The sequence below is a fragment of the uncultured Clostridium sp. genome (assembly GCF_947039605.1).
Lineage (GTDB): Bacteria > Bacillota > Clostridia > Clostridiales > Clostridiaceae > Sarcina.
Genome location: NZ_CAMQZG010000014.1, coordinates 1 through 16,799, shown reverse-complemented (window position 1 = coordinate 16,799; position 16,799 = coordinate 1). Strand labels below are relative to the sequence as shown.

Sequence of the window (16,799 nt, the reverse complement as noted above, 5' to 3'; positions counted from 1 at the left end):
TTGAGATTGCTCAGTTTAAGTACAGGGGATTGTTACGCTTTTATTGTTGTAACAACTCCTGAACCTACAGTTCTTCCACCTTCTCTGATAGCAAATCTTAATCCTTCTTCCATAGCGATTGGGTGTATTAATTCAACATCCATATCGATGTGGTCTCCAGGCATTACCATTTCCATTCCGTTAGGAAGTTTGATTGATCCTGTAACATCTGTTGTTCTAAAGTAAAATTGTGGTCTATATCCATCGAAGAATGGAGTATGTCTTCCACCCTCTTCTTTTTTAAGTACATACACTTGACCGATGAATTGTGTGTGTGGATTAATTGTTCCAGCTTTAGCAAGAACTTGACCTCTTTCGATATCAGCTCTTTGAACTCCTCTTAAAAGAGCTCCTATGTTGTCTCCAGCTTGAGCATCATCAAGTAACTTTCTGAACATTTCTATTCCTGTTACTATAACTTTTCTGCTTTCTTCTTTTAATCCAACTATTTCTACTTCATCAGCTACGTGTAGAAGTCCTCTTTCGATTCTTCCAGTTGCAACAGTTCCTCTTCCTGTGATTGTGAATACGTCCTCAATCGGCATTAAGAATGGTAAATCTGTAGCTCTCTCAGGTGTTGGGATGTAGCTATCTACTGCGTCCATTAACTCTAAGATTGGTGCTATTGCCTCAGCATCTGCTGGTGCTTCTAATGCTTTTAAAGCTGATCCTTTTATTACTGGAATATCATCTCCTGGGAAACTATACTCACTTAATAATTCTCTAACTTCCATTTCTACTAACTCTAATAACTCTTCGTCATCAACCATGTCAGCTTTGTTTAAGAATACTACTATGTGATCAACTCCAACTCTTGATGCAAGAAGGATATGCTCTCTTGTTTGAGGCATTGGACCATCTGCAGCTGAACATACTAGGATTGCTCCATCCATTTGTGCAGCTCCTGTGATCATGTTCTTAACATAATCTGCGTGACCTGGACAGTCTACGTGTGCGTAGTGTCTGTTATCTGTTTCATACTCAACGTGTGCTGAGTTGATTGTGATTCCTCTTTCTTTTTCCTCTGGTGCTTTATCTATCTCATCGTATTTAAACGCTTGAGCACCACCTCTTACCGCTAATACTGATGTTATAGCAGCTGTTAATGTTGTTTTACCGTGGTCTACGTGTCCAATTGTTCCAATGTTTACGTGTGGTTTACTTCTTTCGAATTTAGCCTTTGACATTATAAATTCCTCCTTTAATTAAATAAACTTTGCCTAGTGTTTTCCGTTTTACAATTTTTGGAGCTCATGATCGGATTTGAACCGACGACCTCCGCCTTACCAAGGCGACGCTCTACCTACTGAGCCACATGAGCAACTTTATACTTGTTTTAATTTATCTCTATACTTTAAAGATTTTACTACTAATACTTATTTTTGTCAATAATATTTACTAAAAGTATAACTACTTTTTTTCATTAAAAGAGCGCTCTAATTTACGCTTAACTCTTTGCAGTGCATTGTCTATTGATTTTGCTTCTCTATCTAGATCCTGAGCTATTTCCTGATAACTTTTCCCATCTAAATATGAGTTCAAAACTTCCATTTCTAAGCCAGATAAAACCATCTTAATTCTCTGCTCTATATCTGCAACTTCTTCTTGTCCTATTATCAAAGCTTCTGGGTCTGTAATTCTTAATCCATCTATTACATCTAAAAGTGTTCTTTCTGAATCTTCTTCGTATATTGGTTTATTAAGAGAAACATATGTATTTAGAGGTATATGTTTTTGTCTAGTTGCTGTTTTTATTGCTGTAATTATCTGTCTTGTAATACAAAGCTCTGCAAATGCTCTAAAAGAACTCTCCTTATCATACTTAAAATCTCTTATTGCTTTATAAAGACCTATCATACCTTCTTGATATATATCTTCCTTATCTGCACCTATTAAAAAATATGATTTTGCTTTTGCTCTTATAAATTGCTCATACTTTGTGATAATAAACTCTTGTGCAATATTATTTCCTTGTTTTGCTTCTAGAACGATCTCTTCATCTGTTTTATCTAAGAGTACTTTTTCCTTTACTCCCAAATTCCCCATTGTTTCCATATGCACTCCCCCTTAGACCATATTATAAAAATATTCTATCCTTTAGAAAATCATTTACATATCACTTTTTCTAAATTTATCTAATGCTCTTGCAACCTCATCATCTATGCTATCACCTAATAGATTTCTATTTGCACCAGTGCTTTTGTTTGTTCTCTCTCTTATTACTTCTTCTACTTTTATAACTTCATTATAAAATTCTAGTGAAGGCATTCTATTTGCTCCTCTTTGAAATACCGTTTGCTGTTCTAGGTTATCTGATGTTACAACTAATACGTCATATTTTTTACCTAATTCATCAACTCTTCTTTCTATATAAGAGTCCGCTGTTTCTCCACCTTTTGTATATACAACACTTACTTTTTTATTTTTCCCTATAAACTCTTCTTTTTCCTCAATATTATTTACTTTATGTGCATCAAATACTACATAAGCTTTACAATTTTTAAATGAAGAGTAATTCTCAATTTTTTCAATAAGTTTTACTCTTCCACTTTCAAGTTCATCACCTTTGATAAGTTCTTTTAAAATCGGCCAACTATTTATAACATTATATGCATCTATAAATACAATTTTCACCAGTAATCTCCGTATTACTACTTTATTAGTCTTGATTTTAAGATTTCATACATTATTATACCACCTGCTACTGAGGCATTTAAAGAGTTTATTTTTCCAACCATAGGAATTTTTACTAATTTATCACATTTTTTAGCTGTCAATTTTGACATTCCTTTTCCTTCATTCCCTATGATTAAAGCACATGGACCTGAGAAATCTGTGTTGTAGCTATAGTCTCCACCTCTAATATCTGAACCATATACCCAGACACCTTTAGCTTTTAACTTATCAATCTCATTATTTACATTTGTTACTTTTGCAATTTTCATATGCTCTATTGCACCTGCTGCTGTTTTATATACAGTCCCTGTAACGCCTACATTTCTTCTTTTTGGAATTATTATTCCATGAACTCCACAAAGTTCTCCTGTTCTTACTAATGATCCAAGATTATGTGGATCTTCTAATTCATCAAGTATTATGATAAATGGTGCTTCACCTTTTGACTCTGCAAATGCAAGTATTTCATCAACTTCACTATATACAAATGGTGTTATTTGGGCTATTACACCTTGGTGAGCTCCTGTTTCACTCATTGAATCAAGTTTTTTTCTATCAACTTCTTTTAATACTACTTTTAAATCTTTTGCAAGTCCTATCACTTTAGTTATTGAACCTTCCATTTTTCCTTTAGCTATGAAAATTTGCTCTACTGTAGTTCTTCCTGATTTAAGAAGTTCTATTACAGCATTTCTTCCTTCAACTAAATCTTCTCTTCCTTCAATTTTACCTTCTACTAATGCCGCTGCAGCAGCTTTTTCTTCATATCTTTCTCTTCTTTGAACTTTTTCTAAATCCTTTTGATATTGTCTCATTTGTCTTGATCTATTTTCTGATTTTGTCATTTTAAAATTCCTCTTTTCTTTTTTTATTCTTACCACAGGTCATTACGCCCTTTAGGTGAAATTTTTCTCTTTAATCTATGTACTTTAATTTTAATCTCGCTGATAATTCAGCATAAGATTTATGAGCACTTTCCATAGAGTTTACAAATATAATTTTGCCTCTTCATCATTTTTCATTGATGCTAGCCTCATTAACGTTATTTTAACTTTACACCTCTTTTGCTTTTTACTAGTACTAAGTGTAATTTTATATTTTACTCAATACTACTTTTAATGCAAATATAAAGTTAATATGCTCTATTTTTTAATTAATTTCCTTATGATATCAATATATTTGGATATTTTTCTATCCTAGGTTCTTCATTATACCATCTATACCTACTGCACTGTAACATAATTTTACTACTCATGCTATTAATTTTTTTTAGTTTTAATGTGTACTAAAATAATTTAATTTTTAATTCACATCTATCTCACTAGTTCTGATATTCCTTTTGCTATTAATTCTCTTAATCTTTCTTGTTGATTAGTTAAATATAAATAACCTATTAATGCTTCCATTCCTGTCGCGGCTCTATAATCTCTTACGTTTGCATTTTTAGGAACTGTTGCTGATTTTGTATTTCTTCCTCTTTTAAAAATATAAATCTCATCCTCTGTAAGGATAGGTTCCAATATTTTCATTATGTCACTTTGCCCCTGCGCTTTTACATAGTTGATTGCTTCTACATGAATTTTATGTGCTGATAACCCTTGATTCTTATTAAAAACATAGTTTCTTACATAAACCTCATATACTCCATCACCTATTAATGCTAATTGAAGTGGATTGAACATTCTTGCTTCTTGTGTTGTGTATTCTTTAAATAACATTGTATCTAACATTTTATCTCTCCTTAAATAAAAACATTTTTAAGAATCTGCTTCTATTAATATAAATTATATATTTATTGTTGCAATAACTCAATATTTGACTTTACAAAATTTGAGTATAATCTTTATCTATTTTGTATAATAGCTATTTTTTATCTTTAGAAACTTTTATTTTTCATATCTAATAAATAAGGACCATCTCATTTGAGACAGTCCTAAGTTTTAATTTACATTAAAGCTTTTTCCATCTAACCCCTTGTGGAGTATCTTCTAGTACAATTCCTCTAGCTTTAAGTTCATCTCTTATTTCATCAGATTTTGCAAAATCCTTATTTTTTCTAGCTTCTTGTCTTTCCTGAACTAATGCATCTATTTCACTATTTAAGTTAACTTTAGTTGATTCTTGTAATATTCCAAGAGGTGCCCCAAGTTCTCTTAATAGTAGTAATGCTGCTTCTGCTAATTCTTTTGAATTTTCAATTGATATATTTGTATTTATATCTTTTACTAAATCAAACATTGCTGTTATAGCATCTGCTGTATTAAAATCATCATCCATTTTTTGAATATACTTTTGTTTATACTTATCTAACCCTTTTAAGTAAGCTCTCTCAGAATTATCCATAGTTTCTTTTTTACTATCATCTATGATATTTTCTAATTTTGAAACTCCATTATATAGTCTTTCAACAGATGCTTTAGCTGATTCTAATAAATCTTCACTAAAGTTTAATTGTTGTCTATAATGTGCTGATAACATTAAGAATCTTATTATATCAGCATCATATTCAATAAGAGTTTCTCTTGCTGTCTTAAAGTTATTTAATGATTTAGACATTTTTTGATTATTAACATTAACAAATGCTGAGTGTAACCAATAATTCGCAAATGGCTTTCCTGTTAATGCTTCACTTTGTGCTACTTCATTTTCATGATGTGGAAATGCTAAATCTGATCCACCTGCATGTATATCAATTGTTTCCCCGAGAAGTTTTTTAGCCATGCATGAGCATTCTATATGCCATCCTGGTCTACCTTCGCCCCATGGACTTTCCCATGCTGGTTCGCCTTCTTTTTTAGACTTCCATAAAGCAAAGTCTAGTGGGTCTTGCTTTCTCTCATCAATATTAATTCTAGCACCTGATTGAAGTTGGTCTATATCTTGCCCTGAAAGCTTTCCATATCCATCAAATGATTTAGTTTTAAAATAAACATCACCATCTACTTCATATGCATAACCTTTATCAATAAGTCCTTTTATAAACTCAACCATTTCTACCATAAACTCTGTTGCTCTTGGATTAACTGTAGCTCTCTCTATGTTTAAACCATCAGCATCTTGATAATATTCTTTTATATATCTATCACCAAGTTCTTTTACTGTACACCCTTCTTCATTTGCCTTGTTAATCATCTTATCATCTATATCAGTAAAGTTTTGAACAAAGTTAACTTTGTATCCTCTGTATTCTAAATATCTTCTAATTGTATCAAAAACTATAAATGTTCTACCATTCCCTATATGGAAAAAGTTATAAACAGTAGGTCCGCAAACATACATGTTAACCTCACCTGGAATTATAGTTTTGAATTCTTCTTTTTTATTAGTAAGAGTATTATATACCTTCATTCTTTTACCTCCTTGTATATTTATTAGTAGAATGTAATTTATTACACCCTACTAATTATATTATAAAATTACATTCTTATTTGTTAAACTCTTCATTTATTCTATCATATATTTCTGTAACTTTAACAACTTCAGCTTCTGCTGCAGTTCTTAGTTTAAATTCAAGTTCACCTTCTATTATTCCTCTACCTACAGTAACTCTCATAGGAACTCCTAAAAGTTCAGCATCTTTAAATTTAACTCCCGCTCTTTCTTTTCTATCATCTAAAAGAACATCAAATCTCATCTTTTTAAGTTTTTCATATATTTCTGTTGCAACTATCATCTGCTCTTCATTTTTAGCATTAACAGGAACCACTACCACTTGATATGGTGCAATTTCCATTGGCCATATTATTCCATTCTCATCATTATGCTGTTCTATTATTGAAGCAAGTGTTCTAGTAACACCTATTCCATAACATCCCATTAAGAATGGTTGAGATTTACCATTCTCATCTATAAATGTAGCACCCATAGATTCTGAGTATTTTGTTCCAAGCTTAAAGATATGTCCAACCTCTGTTCCTCTAGCTATTGTTATTGTACCATCACAGCAAGAACATTTTTCACCTTCAACTACATTTCTGAAATCTCCAATAGTTCCTTCAAAATCTCTACTATAATTAACATTTTTCAAATGATATCCTGTTTCATTAGCCCCAACTACAAAGTTAAACATTTTAGTAACTTCTTCATCTACAAGCATTTTATCTACTTGAATTCCTATTGGGCCTGCAAATCCACATTCAGCATTTGTTGCTTCTCTAACCATAGAGTCACTAGCCATATCTAAGGCCAGTACTTCGCCTAATGCATTAGTAACTTTTGTTTCATTAACTTCTCTATCACCTCTTACAAAAACAGCAACTGTTTTTTCATCAGCCTTAAAAATTAATGTTTTAACTGTATTTTTAGCAGAAACATTTAATGATGTAGCAACTTCTTCTATTGTTCTTTCACTTGGTGTTTCAACTTTTTCTACTTCTAACATTTCAACTACTTCTTCTATATCTGCTATAGTTTTAGCTTTTTCTATATTAGCTGCATAATCACACTTAGTACAAAAAGCTATATCATCTTCACCAACTGAAGACTTAACCATAAACTCGGCTGAGTCTGAACCACCAATAGCACCTGAGTCAGCCTCAACACATTTAGCATCAAGTCCACATCTATTGAAGATATTAACATAAGCATTATGCATTCCATCAAATGCTTTATCTAATCCAGTTTGGTTTATATCAAAGCTATATGCATCTTTCATTATGAACTCTCTTGATCTCATAACTCCAAATCTTGGTCTTCTTTCATCTCTATATTTAGTTTGAATTTGGTATAAGTTAATTGGAGCTTGCTTATATGATTTAACAGTTCCTCTAACTATATCAGTGAAAACTTCTTCATGAGTTGGTCCAAGACAGAATTCTCTATTATTTCTATCTGTAACTCTAAACATTTCTCCACCGTAAGCATCCCATCTCCCTGACTCTTTCCAAAGCTCAGAAGGAATTATTGCTGAGCATAAAAGTTCTTCTGCTCCTGCATCGCCCATTTCTTCTCTTATTATATCTTCAACTTTTTTAAGTGCTTTTAAACCATAAGGCATATAATTATATATCCCTGCTGCAGTTTTTCTCATAAGACCTGCTCTTAACATTAACTTATGACTTTCTATTTCAGCTTCTGCTGGAACTTCTCTTAATGTAGAGATTAACATATTTGACATTTTCATCTTAAAAATTCCTCCTAAAAACTATATTTAAAAACAAAAAAACTCCCCCTAAATATATTAGGGCGAGTCTATATTTCTCGCGGTACCACCTAAATTTGTACTCTAATCATGATAACGGTATTCAACCGATAGTTTTGCTATACTCCGAAGTAGGTTCAAAGCTTGTTTTAGAATCTTACAGCCACGGACTCTATCTCTTGAAAATGTGCTTCTACTAGTCTTCATCAATGTTTTGCAATATTAAATTCTAACTTTTTATAATTATATATCTTAATTTTATTCGTGTCAATATGACTCTATGACTCATTTTGATACTTAACAAACTCTTTTGCAAGTATTAAATCTTCTTCTGTTGTAAGTTTAATATTTTTATAATCACCCTCATAAAGATATACTTTGTTCCCATACCTTTCAACAACCATAGTATCATCAGTTACTACCACATTTTCTTTTCTTATTTTCTCATGACAATCTCTTATTAGTGAAAACTTAAAACACTGTGGAGTTTGAATTGCTATAAGCGTATCTCTTATTGGTGTATCTTTAGAAAAAGATAGATTATCCTTTACCTTTATAGTATCTTTTGGTGTAACCCCTGGAGCTGCTGCTCCAAATTCTTTCGCATTCTTAATACCATTTTTAATAATATCCTCTGAAACAAAAGCTCTAGCACCATCATGTATCAAAACGATATTTGTATTTTTTAATTCTTTTAATGCATTATATACAGAATCGCTTCTTTCTGACCCACCTTCAACTATTTTACTTATATTAAAATTATATTTACTCTGAATATTTTTATTGAAATAATCTATTTCATCTTTAGGTAATACTAATACTATTTCATCAATATCAACGCAATTTTCAAATTTCTTTAAAGTATAATATATAACTGGTTTTTCATCTATCTCTATAAATTGCTTACTAACAGGTGCATTCATTCTTTTCCCTTTGCCACCTGCTAGTATTATAGCTACATTTTTCATAATCAATTAATCCTTTTTTTTCGCAAATATCATTCTTCCTGCTGCTGTTTGAAGTACAGATGTTACATCTACTTTGATTTCAGTATTCATATACTTTCTACCACCTTCAACAACAATCATTGTTCCATCATCTAAATAAGCTACACCTTGTGATGGCTCTTTACCATCTTTTACAATAGTAATTATCATCTCTTCTCCTGGTAAAACAACAGGCTTTATCGCATTAGCTAACTCATTTATATTTAAAACTGGAACCCCTTGAACTTCTGCAACTTTATTAAGATTATAATCATTTGTTAAAACCTTACCCTCTATTTTTTGGGCAAGTTTTAAAAGTTTACTATCAACTTCTGCAATTTCCGGAAAATCACCATCCCAAATTTCAACTACCATATCAAGTTCTTTCTGTATTTTATTTAAAATATCAAGACCTCTTCTTCCTCTAACTCTTTTTAAAGAATCAGAACAATCTGATACATGTCTTAATTCATCTAATACAAAACCTGGTATAACAAGTGTCCCTTCTATGAATCCACTTTTACATAAATCAAATATTCTACCATCAATAATTACAGATGTATCTAATATCTTAGGTAATTTAATTTTTTGAACTTTTGGTTTCTTTTCTTTTCCAGGTGCTGTCTTTTTTAGACTTTGGAAAAACCCAATTATTTCATTTCTTCTTTTTACAGATATATTAATACCTATAACAACTAATATTATGTTTGCGAAAATATAAATTATATTTCCTATAAGTGCACCAAGTGTTTCACTTATATCATTTAATAGACTTTTGATTGGTAAGAATACTAGTGAAGCAATCACAAGTCCAACAACTGCTCCTACTGCCCCAAATATTATTTCACTTCCACTTAATTTACCGATACTATTTTCAATTGTTTCTACAAGTTTTGAAATTCCCTTGTAGATATATGGGGATATAATAAAGAATATAATTCCAAAAACTAATGATATTACTATATAAGAAAGTACCTTTGGTACTATATTAGATAAATAACTCATATGTTCAATAACCTGACTTTTTAAAAATACATCTGCTATAACTGCACCAAGTAGTACACCAAACACTGTGACAAGTCCTCTAAAAACCTTCTTAATCATAGCTACCACCTCCTATTTTTTATTATTGCCACGAATAAAATATATATAATAAATTTAATATTTTTTTTTGCTTATATTACCTAATTATAACACATAGCATTAGCCTAGTGTTATAAATAAAATTAATACTCTCTTACTTTTATTAACAGTAATTTATCTTTATTTACTTTATACCCCCTATTAATTTTCTTTTATTTGTTTTATATTATATTAAAAGTTCTAAGTGTTTTTTATGTGTATTTTACTTAAAATTTTGATGTTATTTTATATGATAAATATTACCAAGCTATAACTTAAGGAGTTGAATTAGAATGAATGATTTAATATTCGATAATTTTCAGGACACTGTAGCTAGTTCCCTTCTAAGACACAAAAGTATCTTAGATATACTAAGTAAACACCAAGATTCTCAAGCAAGAGTTAATAGGGCTATTTGTAAAGCTGTAACTTCTTGTGGTTGCATCAAGATAAATGCAACAAAACAAGATTTCTGCAATACAGATTCAATTGCAGAACTAAAAGATGCTCTTAACACACATATTGAAGGTGGTTTGTGTGAAAATTGTAGAGATGTTATTGAAAATGAACTTGGAAATAATATATTCTATTTTGTTTCATTATGTGAAACTTTAAATATAAATTTTTTTGATATTTTACTTAAAGAAAATGAAAAAATGAACACACTTGGAGATTTCACATTTAGATAAAAAAAGGTGTATGTATGGCTAATTTATTTTGCCCTACATTACACCTTTTATTCTTATAAAATCACTTTTTAAGTGATACTTGTTCCTGAATTCTTCTAAGTCCATTTCTTATAGCCCTTGCTCTTGCCTCACCTATTCCCTCAACTAAATCTAAATCTTCTTTAGATGCTTCAAGCACTGCTTTTAAACTTTTAAAGTGTGCAACTAAATTTTCTATTACAGTTGATGGGATTCTTGGAACCTTATTTGTTATTCTATATCCTCTTGGCGAAACTAAACTCTCAGTAAGACCTTTTCCTACAAATCCAAGAACTTTAGATATTTGTTCTAAATCTATAAGTTCTTCAGAACTTAACTTTTGAATTTCTCTATATATAGTTTCATAATTTAAATTTTCTCTACAATAATCTCTTATTAAAAGTATTCCATCTTGTTCTACACAATTAACAAGTTCATTAAGTTGCATTGATATAAGTCTTCCCTCATTACCAAGTTCTATAATATATCCTTCAACCTCTTGAACTATTCTCATAACCATTTCTGTTCTTTGTATTGCCGCAACTACATCAAAGAATGTAGCAAGATCTTGAAACTCTAAAATATTAAGATTATTTATAACTTTATCTAAAACCTTAATATATCTTTCAAGCGTTTGAACTGCCTGATTCGCCTTTGAAAGGACAATACTACTATCTCTTAAAACATATTTAATATCACCTTTATAGATTGAAATCATATTTCTTCTTTGAGAAATAGCAATTGATATACAGCCCGTTTGCTTTGCAACTCTTTGTGCTGTTCTATGCCTTGTTCCTGTTTCATAAGTTGGAATTCCTGGATTAGGCATTAACTGCGCATTTGCAACTAATATCCTTTTCAAATCCGAACTCACAACAAGCGCTCCATCCATTTTTGCAAGTTCATATATATAAGCTGGAGAATATGGTGAATCTATTTTAAATCCACCATCAACTATTTCTAAAACTTCTTCTTTATCACTAAGGACTACGAGTCCTCCTGTTTTTGCTCTTAAGATATTTTCAAGCCCTTCTCTTAAAGTAGTACCCGGGCTCATTATCTTTAGTATATTTTTAAGTTCACTATTACTTTCTAATCTCATATACTCACCTATCTACTTATAAATCTTAGCGATTGCCTCTCTTAATGTACTTACTCCAATTATGTTTATCTTATTCTTACCTTTTACTTTATCTACATTTCTAGTTGGTATAACAGCATTAACAAACCCCATTTTTTCTGCTTCATTAAGAATTCTATCACAGTTTGAAATAGGTCTAATTTCTCCTGTCAACCCAACTTCTCCTATAATCAACATTTTTTCTAAAGAAGTTGTAACTCCTTTATTTGATGAAAATAGTGATAAAGCTATTCCAAGGTCACCTGTCGTTCCCTCTATATTTAGCCCTCCTACAACATTTAAATAAACATCACAATTATAAAAAGGGACTCTTAATTTTTTTTCTAATACTGCAAGAAGCATACTAAGTCTTGTATTATCAAAACCTATAGCTGTTCTTCTTGGCATTGGTGCTTTTGTTTCACTGACAAGCGATTGTATTTCAACAAGTATAGGTCTGGTTCCTTCCATAATTCCTATCACAGCTGAACCTTCCTGTCCAAAAGTAGTATCTTCTAAAAACATTTTTGAGGGATCTGATATTTGCATTAGTCCTTCACTACTCATCTCAAACACACCAATTTCAGATGTTGTTCCAAATCTATTTTTCATAGTTCGAAGTATTCTAAAATCTTCAGTTCTCTCCCCTTCAAAAGATAAAACTGTATCAACCATATGCTCTAAAACCCTTGGTCCTGCAAGGTCACCTTGCTTTGTAACATGAGCAACTAAAAATAATGGTATATTCTTATCCTTAGCTATTCTCATCAGAGCATTTGAACACTCTTTAACTTGTGATACACTACCTGGTGCAGAACTTACACTCTCCCTAAATACAGTTTGAATTGAATCAACTATAATAAAAACAGGATTTAACTCGTCTATATAAGCTTCAATAACATCTAAATTTGTTTCTGAAACTATATATAATTCTTCTGCTGTTACCCCTAGTCTATCTCCTCTAATTTTGATTTGCTCCTCGGACTCTTCTCCTGAAACATATAAAACCTTCCCATATTTTTTACACATATTATTAGCAGTTTGTAAAAGCAATGTTGACTTACCAATTCCAGGTGCTCCTGAAATTAAAGTCATAGAACCTTTCACAAGACCACCACCAAGAACTCTATTTAGTTCTATAATTTCTGTGTCAAACCTTTGTTTTTCACCTGATTTTATATCACTTATTTTTTTTAATGAATTTATTTTTTCACTTATATTTACAAGTCCTTTTGTACTTTTGCTACCTACTTCTTTTACTTCTTCAACCATTGTATTCCACTTACTACAAGCCGAGCATCTTCCCATCCATTTCAGAGATTCAAACCCACACTCTTGACAAAAGAAAGTAGTTTTTATCTTTGCCATTTATATCAACTCCATCTTTAACAGTATCAAAATTCTTACTAATAATATTTTATCATATAAATATGTTAAAATTATAATATTTTTGCAAAACATCTTACATATACACTTCATACCTCTTATTATTAGCTATTTCTATATTAGTTAATACTATATTAGAGAAAAAACTTCTTTATATTAATCTTATGCTAATTAAATAAATTTTAATTATAAAAAAGGTACCTCTATTAAAAGAGATACCTTCTTTTGATTAACTAATTATTACTTAGTTAATTTAGCAGCAGCTGCTTCATCAATTATTACAGTAACATCTCTGTGCATTTGTAACATTGAAGCTGGACAATCTGTTGTAATTTTTCCACTCATCATAGCTTGTACTGCATCAGCTTTTCCTTCTCCACTAGCTATAAGAAGTATCTTCTTCGCTTGCATGATTCCACCAAGTCCCATAGTTACAGCTGTTTGAGGTACTTCACTTGCTGAAGCAAAGAATCTAGCATTTGCATCTATAGTATCTTGTGTCAATCCTGTTAAGTGACTTCCAACTATTAAACACTCTTCTGGCTCATTAAAAGCAACATGTCCATTTCCACCAAGACCAAGTAATTGCATGTCTATTCCACCAAGTTCTTCTATTCTAGCATCATACTTAGCACACTCTTCTTCTATGTTATCTGCTAAACCATTAGGTACAAATGTTCTTTCTTTGTTGATGTTGATGTGGTTGAACAATGTGTCATTCATAAAGAATCTATAACTCTTTTTGTGATCTCCTGATAATCCGACATACTCATCTAAGTTAACTGTTGTCACTTTAGAAAAATCAACTTTTCCAACTTTGTTCATTTCAATTAAATTCTCATACATTCCAACTGGTGTTCCACCTGTTGCAAGACCTAATATAGCCTCTGGTTTACTATTTACTAACTCAGCCATAACCTCAGCTGCTTTTCTGCTTATTTCTTCATAATTTTTTAATACTATTACTTTCATTTTAATTTCCCCTCTCTTTTCGATATATTTACTTCTAAAGTATATTTATCCGACCTATAAATCGCAGTTTCAAAGAAAAGCAATTCATTTTCTGAACCATATACCTTGTTATTAACTTTTAGCAATGGAATTTCTATTCTTAACTTAAATAACTTTTTATAATCATCAGTCAATAATACCGCATTGATATTTGAATCACAGTAACTAATATTATGATGGAATGACTCAAGATATTTATAAATAGATGATTTTAAATTTTCCTCTTTCAGTTCTTTTCCAATAGAATATGGCATGTATATAAGTTCATTAGCTATTATCTCTCCATCTACCATTCTATTTCTATTTATTTTATAAGCTGTCTTTTCTGTAAGAACTGATTTTAAAAATTCTGGAGTTTTTATAACATCAAATTCTAAAATGATATTTTCAAGCTTTCCACCTGATTTATCTATCATCTCTGTAAAACTCATAATATCTTTTTGAGTAACTTTAGGTTTACATACAAAAGTTCCCTTACCTTTCTTTTTTAAAAGATATCCCTCTTGAACAAGTTCTCCTAATGCCTGCCTTATAGTCATTCTGCTAATAGAATGTTCATCTGACAGTTCCCTTTCACTTGATATTAAATCGCCTTCTTTCCAAATCCCACTTTCAATTTTATCTAAAACAATAGACTTTAACTGAACATATGCAGGGACTAGACTACTTTTATCTATCATAAAAATCTCCTCCTAAGTAAATTATAACTGGTCTATACCAGACATGTCTAGACCAGTTGTAAAAATTCATAATTTATTAATTTATACCACTACCCTCTATTCTAAACAATTTATAGAAAAATATGAATATCTAGGGCAAATTAAATCAATACTATACTTAGACTACTATAAACTAGGAGTGATTTTTCATGAATATTAAAATTAATTTTTTCAATGAGAAAAATATTGCTTGTATAAATCCACTTAGACATCAAACTAGACTTATAAGTCATCCTAAAGATGATGACCTTGAAATTATAAATAATTTTTTAATTAATGAATCTATTGACACTAAATCTACACAAGAAAAACAATTTTAAACACTATAATTAATACATAATTACTTTTACATATATTCTAAATATATGTAAGTGTAGAACTTTCTATAAATATTTTTTTATTGAAGTGCACATAATAAAGTAATACAATAGAATTTACAAAAAAAATATGAGGTGATATTAATGATAAAAGTATATAGTACTCCAATATGTCCATGGTGTGATAAAGCAAAAGACTACTTAAAAAGAAAAGAAGTAGAATTCACAGCATACAACGTACAAGAAGATATGGAAGCTAGAGAAGAAATGGTTTCTAAATCAAAACAAATGGGAGTTCCTGTTTTAGATATAAACGGAACAATCATAGTTGGATTTGATAGAAAAGCTATTGATGAAGCTTTAAATCTTTAATAAAAAAACTGTTGATAACTTTAATTAAAAGTTATCAACAGTTTTTTTATTTGTCTAGATATGAAAGTGCTGTTAATGATGCTATTGTTGCATCATTTAAATCACTAGGTATCTCATCAAAAACTTTTTCAATAGCAGCACCAACTGCAAAAACACCTTTTATATTAGTTCCCATACTCTCATCAACCTTTATATACCCATCATCTCTATGTTCTAAATAAACATACTTATCATATAAATTAGGCTTTTTACCAAAGCTTCCAAATATAGCATCTATTTTTAATCTTTTTCTTTTTTCACTAACTAAATCCTTTAGATATATTCCCTCTAATTCATCAAGTCCAAAAGCATCCACTAGCTCGTACCCGTTTATTATGTTTATATTATTAACCTTTTCTATTTCCCTTAATACTAACTTATTGCAATCTACTGTTTCGACTCTTTTTATGACCACAACTTTTCTAGCTACCTTAGATAAATATAAAGCTTCTTCTAAACAAGAATGCCCTTCACCAATCACCGCAACACCTTTGCCTCTAAACTTCTCAGTATTTACCAGTGCATTATAATAAATCCCTTTTTCTCTAAACTTTTCTTCACTCGGAATTTCAAATCTTTCTACTTCATTTCCAAGTGTTATAATTACTACTTTTGCAACATAACTTACCTTATCTGTTTCAATAATCTTTGTATCATTAGTTAAAATCATCTTCTCTATATTCTCAAAGTATTGAACTGATACTCCAAATTCCTCGGCTTTTATTTGCAAACTTTCAGTATCTTTATTTCCTGCGACTGTAATAAAACTTGGTGATTTTTTTTCTTTTTGCTCTATAACCTGCTCTGAATATTTATCTAAAATAACAGTTTTTGCATTGGCCCTTGAACAGTATATTGCTGAAGTAAATGCCGCTCTATTTTTTCCAATTATTAAAATATCAACAAATATCTTGTTCTTCAACACTACTCACTCCTTATCTTCTATTAAAATTAATTAAAAAAATATTAAAAAAATATTAATATTTAGTTAAATTCTAATTTATTTTCTACTTAATTACAAGCAAAAAAAGAAGTCACCTTTAAAGTGACTTCTCTAAACTCTTATTATTCTTGTATATTAATAACTGTTGCCTTAGGTCTAGACATTGCTTCTATTGAATATCTAATTCCTTGAGTTCCCATACCTGATGACTTAACTCCAAGG

Annotated in this window: 17 protein-coding genes, 1 tRNA gene and 1 other annotated feature; of the genes, 3 read left to right on the top strand and 15 right to left on the bottom strand. The window is 30.4% G+C overall.

What is annotated here, in order from left to right; genetic code table 11:
• Nucleotides 1-32: 32 nt before the first annotated feature.
• The 10 genes from tuf to Q0V24_RS06775 form a co-directional block, all read right to left on the bottom strand.
• Nucleotides 33-1,226 carry an elongation factor Tu gene (gene tuf, locus Q0V24_RS06820; protein WP_297519769.1) on the bottom strand — a complete coding sequence of 398 codons (1,194 nt, stop codon included), beginning with the start codon at nt 1,224-1,226 and terminating at the stop codon, nt 33-35.
• A 58-nt stretch (nt 1,227-1,284) separates the two neighbouring features.
• A tRNA-Thr gene (locus tag Q0V24_RS06815) sits at nt 1,285-1,360 on the bottom strand.
• Between the two features lie 89 nt (nt 1,361-1,449).
• Nucleotides 1,450-2,094 carry an RNA polymerase sporulation sigma factor SigH gene (sigH, locus tag Q0V24_RS06810; protein WP_297519767.1) on the bottom strand — a complete coding sequence of 215 codons (645 nt, stop codon included), beginning with the start codon at nt 2,092-2,094 and terminating at the stop codon, nt 1,450-1,452.
• A gap of 54 nt (nt 2,095-2,148) precedes the next feature.
• A complete protein-coding gene (locus Q0V24_RS06805) occupies nt 2,149-2,673 on the bottom strand; it encodes an NYN domain-containing protein (RefSeq protein ID WP_297519765.1) in 525 nt (174 codons plus the stop codon).
• A gap of 17 nt (nt 2,674-2,690) precedes the next feature.
• The gene (rlmB, locus tag Q0V24_RS06800; protein ID WP_297519763.1) at nt 2,691-3,560 is read right to left on the bottom strand and encodes a 23S rRNA (guanosine(2251)-2'-O)-methyltransferase RlmB; all 870 of its coding nucleotides are present in this window, start codon (nt 3,558-3,560) and stop codon (nt 2,691-2,693) included.
• Nucleotides 3,561-4,028: 468 nt separating this feature from the next.
• Entirely contained in the window at nt 4,029-4,445 is a 417-nt protein-coding gene (locus Q0V24_RS06795) for a ribonuclease III domain-containing protein (RefSeq protein ID WP_297519761.1), read from the bottom strand.
• 220 nt (nt 4,446-4,665) lie between these two features.
• Nucleotides 4,666-6,063, bottom strand: a complete 1,398-nt coding sequence (cysS, locus tag Q0V24_RS06790) for a cysteine--tRNA ligase (protein ID WP_297519759.1) — start codon at nt 6,061-6,063, stop codon at nt 4,666-4,668.
• Nucleotides 6,064-6,139: 76 nt separating this feature from the next.
• Complete coding sequence (locus Q0V24_RS06785) at nt 6,140-7,837, bottom strand: proline--tRNA ligase (RefSeq protein ID WP_297519757.1); 1,698 nt, start codon at nt 7,835-7,837, stop codon at nt 6,140-6,142.
• Between the two features lie 55 nt (nt 7,838-7,892).
• Nucleotides 7,893-8,074 (bottom strand) — a binding site (T-box leader).
• Nucleotides 8,075-8,133: 59 nt separating this feature from the next.
• Entirely contained in the window at nt 8,134-8,823 is a 690-nt protein-coding gene (gene ispD, locus Q0V24_RS06780) for a 2-C-methyl-D-erythritol 4-phosphate cytidylyltransferase (protein WP_297519755.1), read from the bottom strand.
• A 6-nt stretch (nt 8,824-8,829) separates the two neighbouring features.
• The gene (locus tag Q0V24_RS06775) at nt 8,830-9,945 is read right to left on the bottom strand and encodes a PIN/TRAM domain-containing protein (protein ID WP_297519753.1); all 1,116 of its coding nucleotides are present in this window, start codon (nt 9,943-9,945) and stop codon (nt 8,830-8,832) included.
• A 311-nt stretch (nt 9,946-10,256) separates the two neighbouring features.
• On the opposite strand from Q0V24_RS06775, the gene Q0V24_RS06770 reads away from it, so the two are divergent.
• Nucleotides 10,257-10,652: a DUF1573 domain-containing protein gene (locus Q0V24_RS06770; RefSeq protein ID WP_297519751.1), complete on the top strand. Its 396-nt coding sequence runs from the start codon at nt 10,257-10,259 to the stop codon at nt 10,650-10,652.
• Nucleotides 10,653-10,713: 61 nt separating this feature from the next.
• Here the strand turns inward: Q0V24_RS06770 and disA are convergent, their stop codons facing one another.
• From disA to Q0V24_RS06750, 4 genes are all read right to left on the bottom strand, one after another.
• Nucleotides 10,714-11,772, bottom strand: a complete 1,059-nt coding sequence (gene disA, locus Q0V24_RS06765; RefSeq protein WP_297519749.1) for a DNA integrity scanning diadenylate cyclase DisA — start codon at nt 11,770-11,772, stop codon at nt 10,714-10,716.
• Nucleotides 11,773-11,784: 12 nt separating this feature from the next.
• Nucleotides 11,785-13,158: a DNA repair protein RadA gene (radA, locus tag Q0V24_RS06760; protein ID WP_297519747.1), complete on the bottom strand. Its 1,374-nt coding sequence runs from the start codon at nt 13,156-13,158 to the stop codon at nt 11,785-11,787.
• A gap of 258 nt (nt 13,159-13,416) precedes the next feature.
• A complete protein-coding gene (nagB, locus tag Q0V24_RS06755; RefSeq protein WP_297519745.1) occupies nt 13,417-14,148 on the bottom strand; it encodes a glucosamine-6-phosphate deaminase in 732 nt (243 codons plus the stop codon).
• Complete coding sequence (locus Q0V24_RS06750) at nt 14,145-14,867, bottom strand: GntR family transcriptional regulator (RefSeq protein WP_297519743.1); 723 nt, start codon at nt 14,865-14,867, stop codon at nt 14,145-14,147. The genes nagB and Q0V24_RS06750 overlap by 4 nt, the downstream gene beginning before the upstream one ends.
• A 188-nt stretch (nt 14,868-15,055) precedes the next feature.
• Between Q0V24_RS06750 and Q0V24_RS06745 the strand changes: the two genes are divergently transcribed.
• Nucleotides 15,056-15,226: a hypothetical protein gene (locus Q0V24_RS06745; RefSeq protein WP_297519741.1), complete on the top strand. Its 171-nt coding sequence runs from the start codon at nt 15,056-15,058 to the stop codon at nt 15,224-15,226.
• A 141-nt stretch (nt 15,227-15,367) separates the two neighbouring features.
• Nucleotides 15,368-15,595 (top strand): glutaredoxin family protein, encoded by a 228-nt coding sequence (locus Q0V24_RS06740; protein WP_297519739.1) that lies wholly within the window; start codon nt 15,368-15,370, stop codon nt 15,593-15,595.
• A gap of 46 nt (nt 15,596-15,641) precedes the next feature.
• Here Q0V24_RS06740 and Q0V24_RS06735 read toward each other — a convergent pair whose 3' ends face one another.
• Entirely contained in the window at nt 15,642-16,556 is a 915-nt protein-coding gene (locus Q0V24_RS06735) for an FAD-dependent oxidoreductase (protein ID WP_297519738.1), read from the bottom strand.
• Nucleotides 16,557-16,799: the final 243 nt, after the last annotated feature.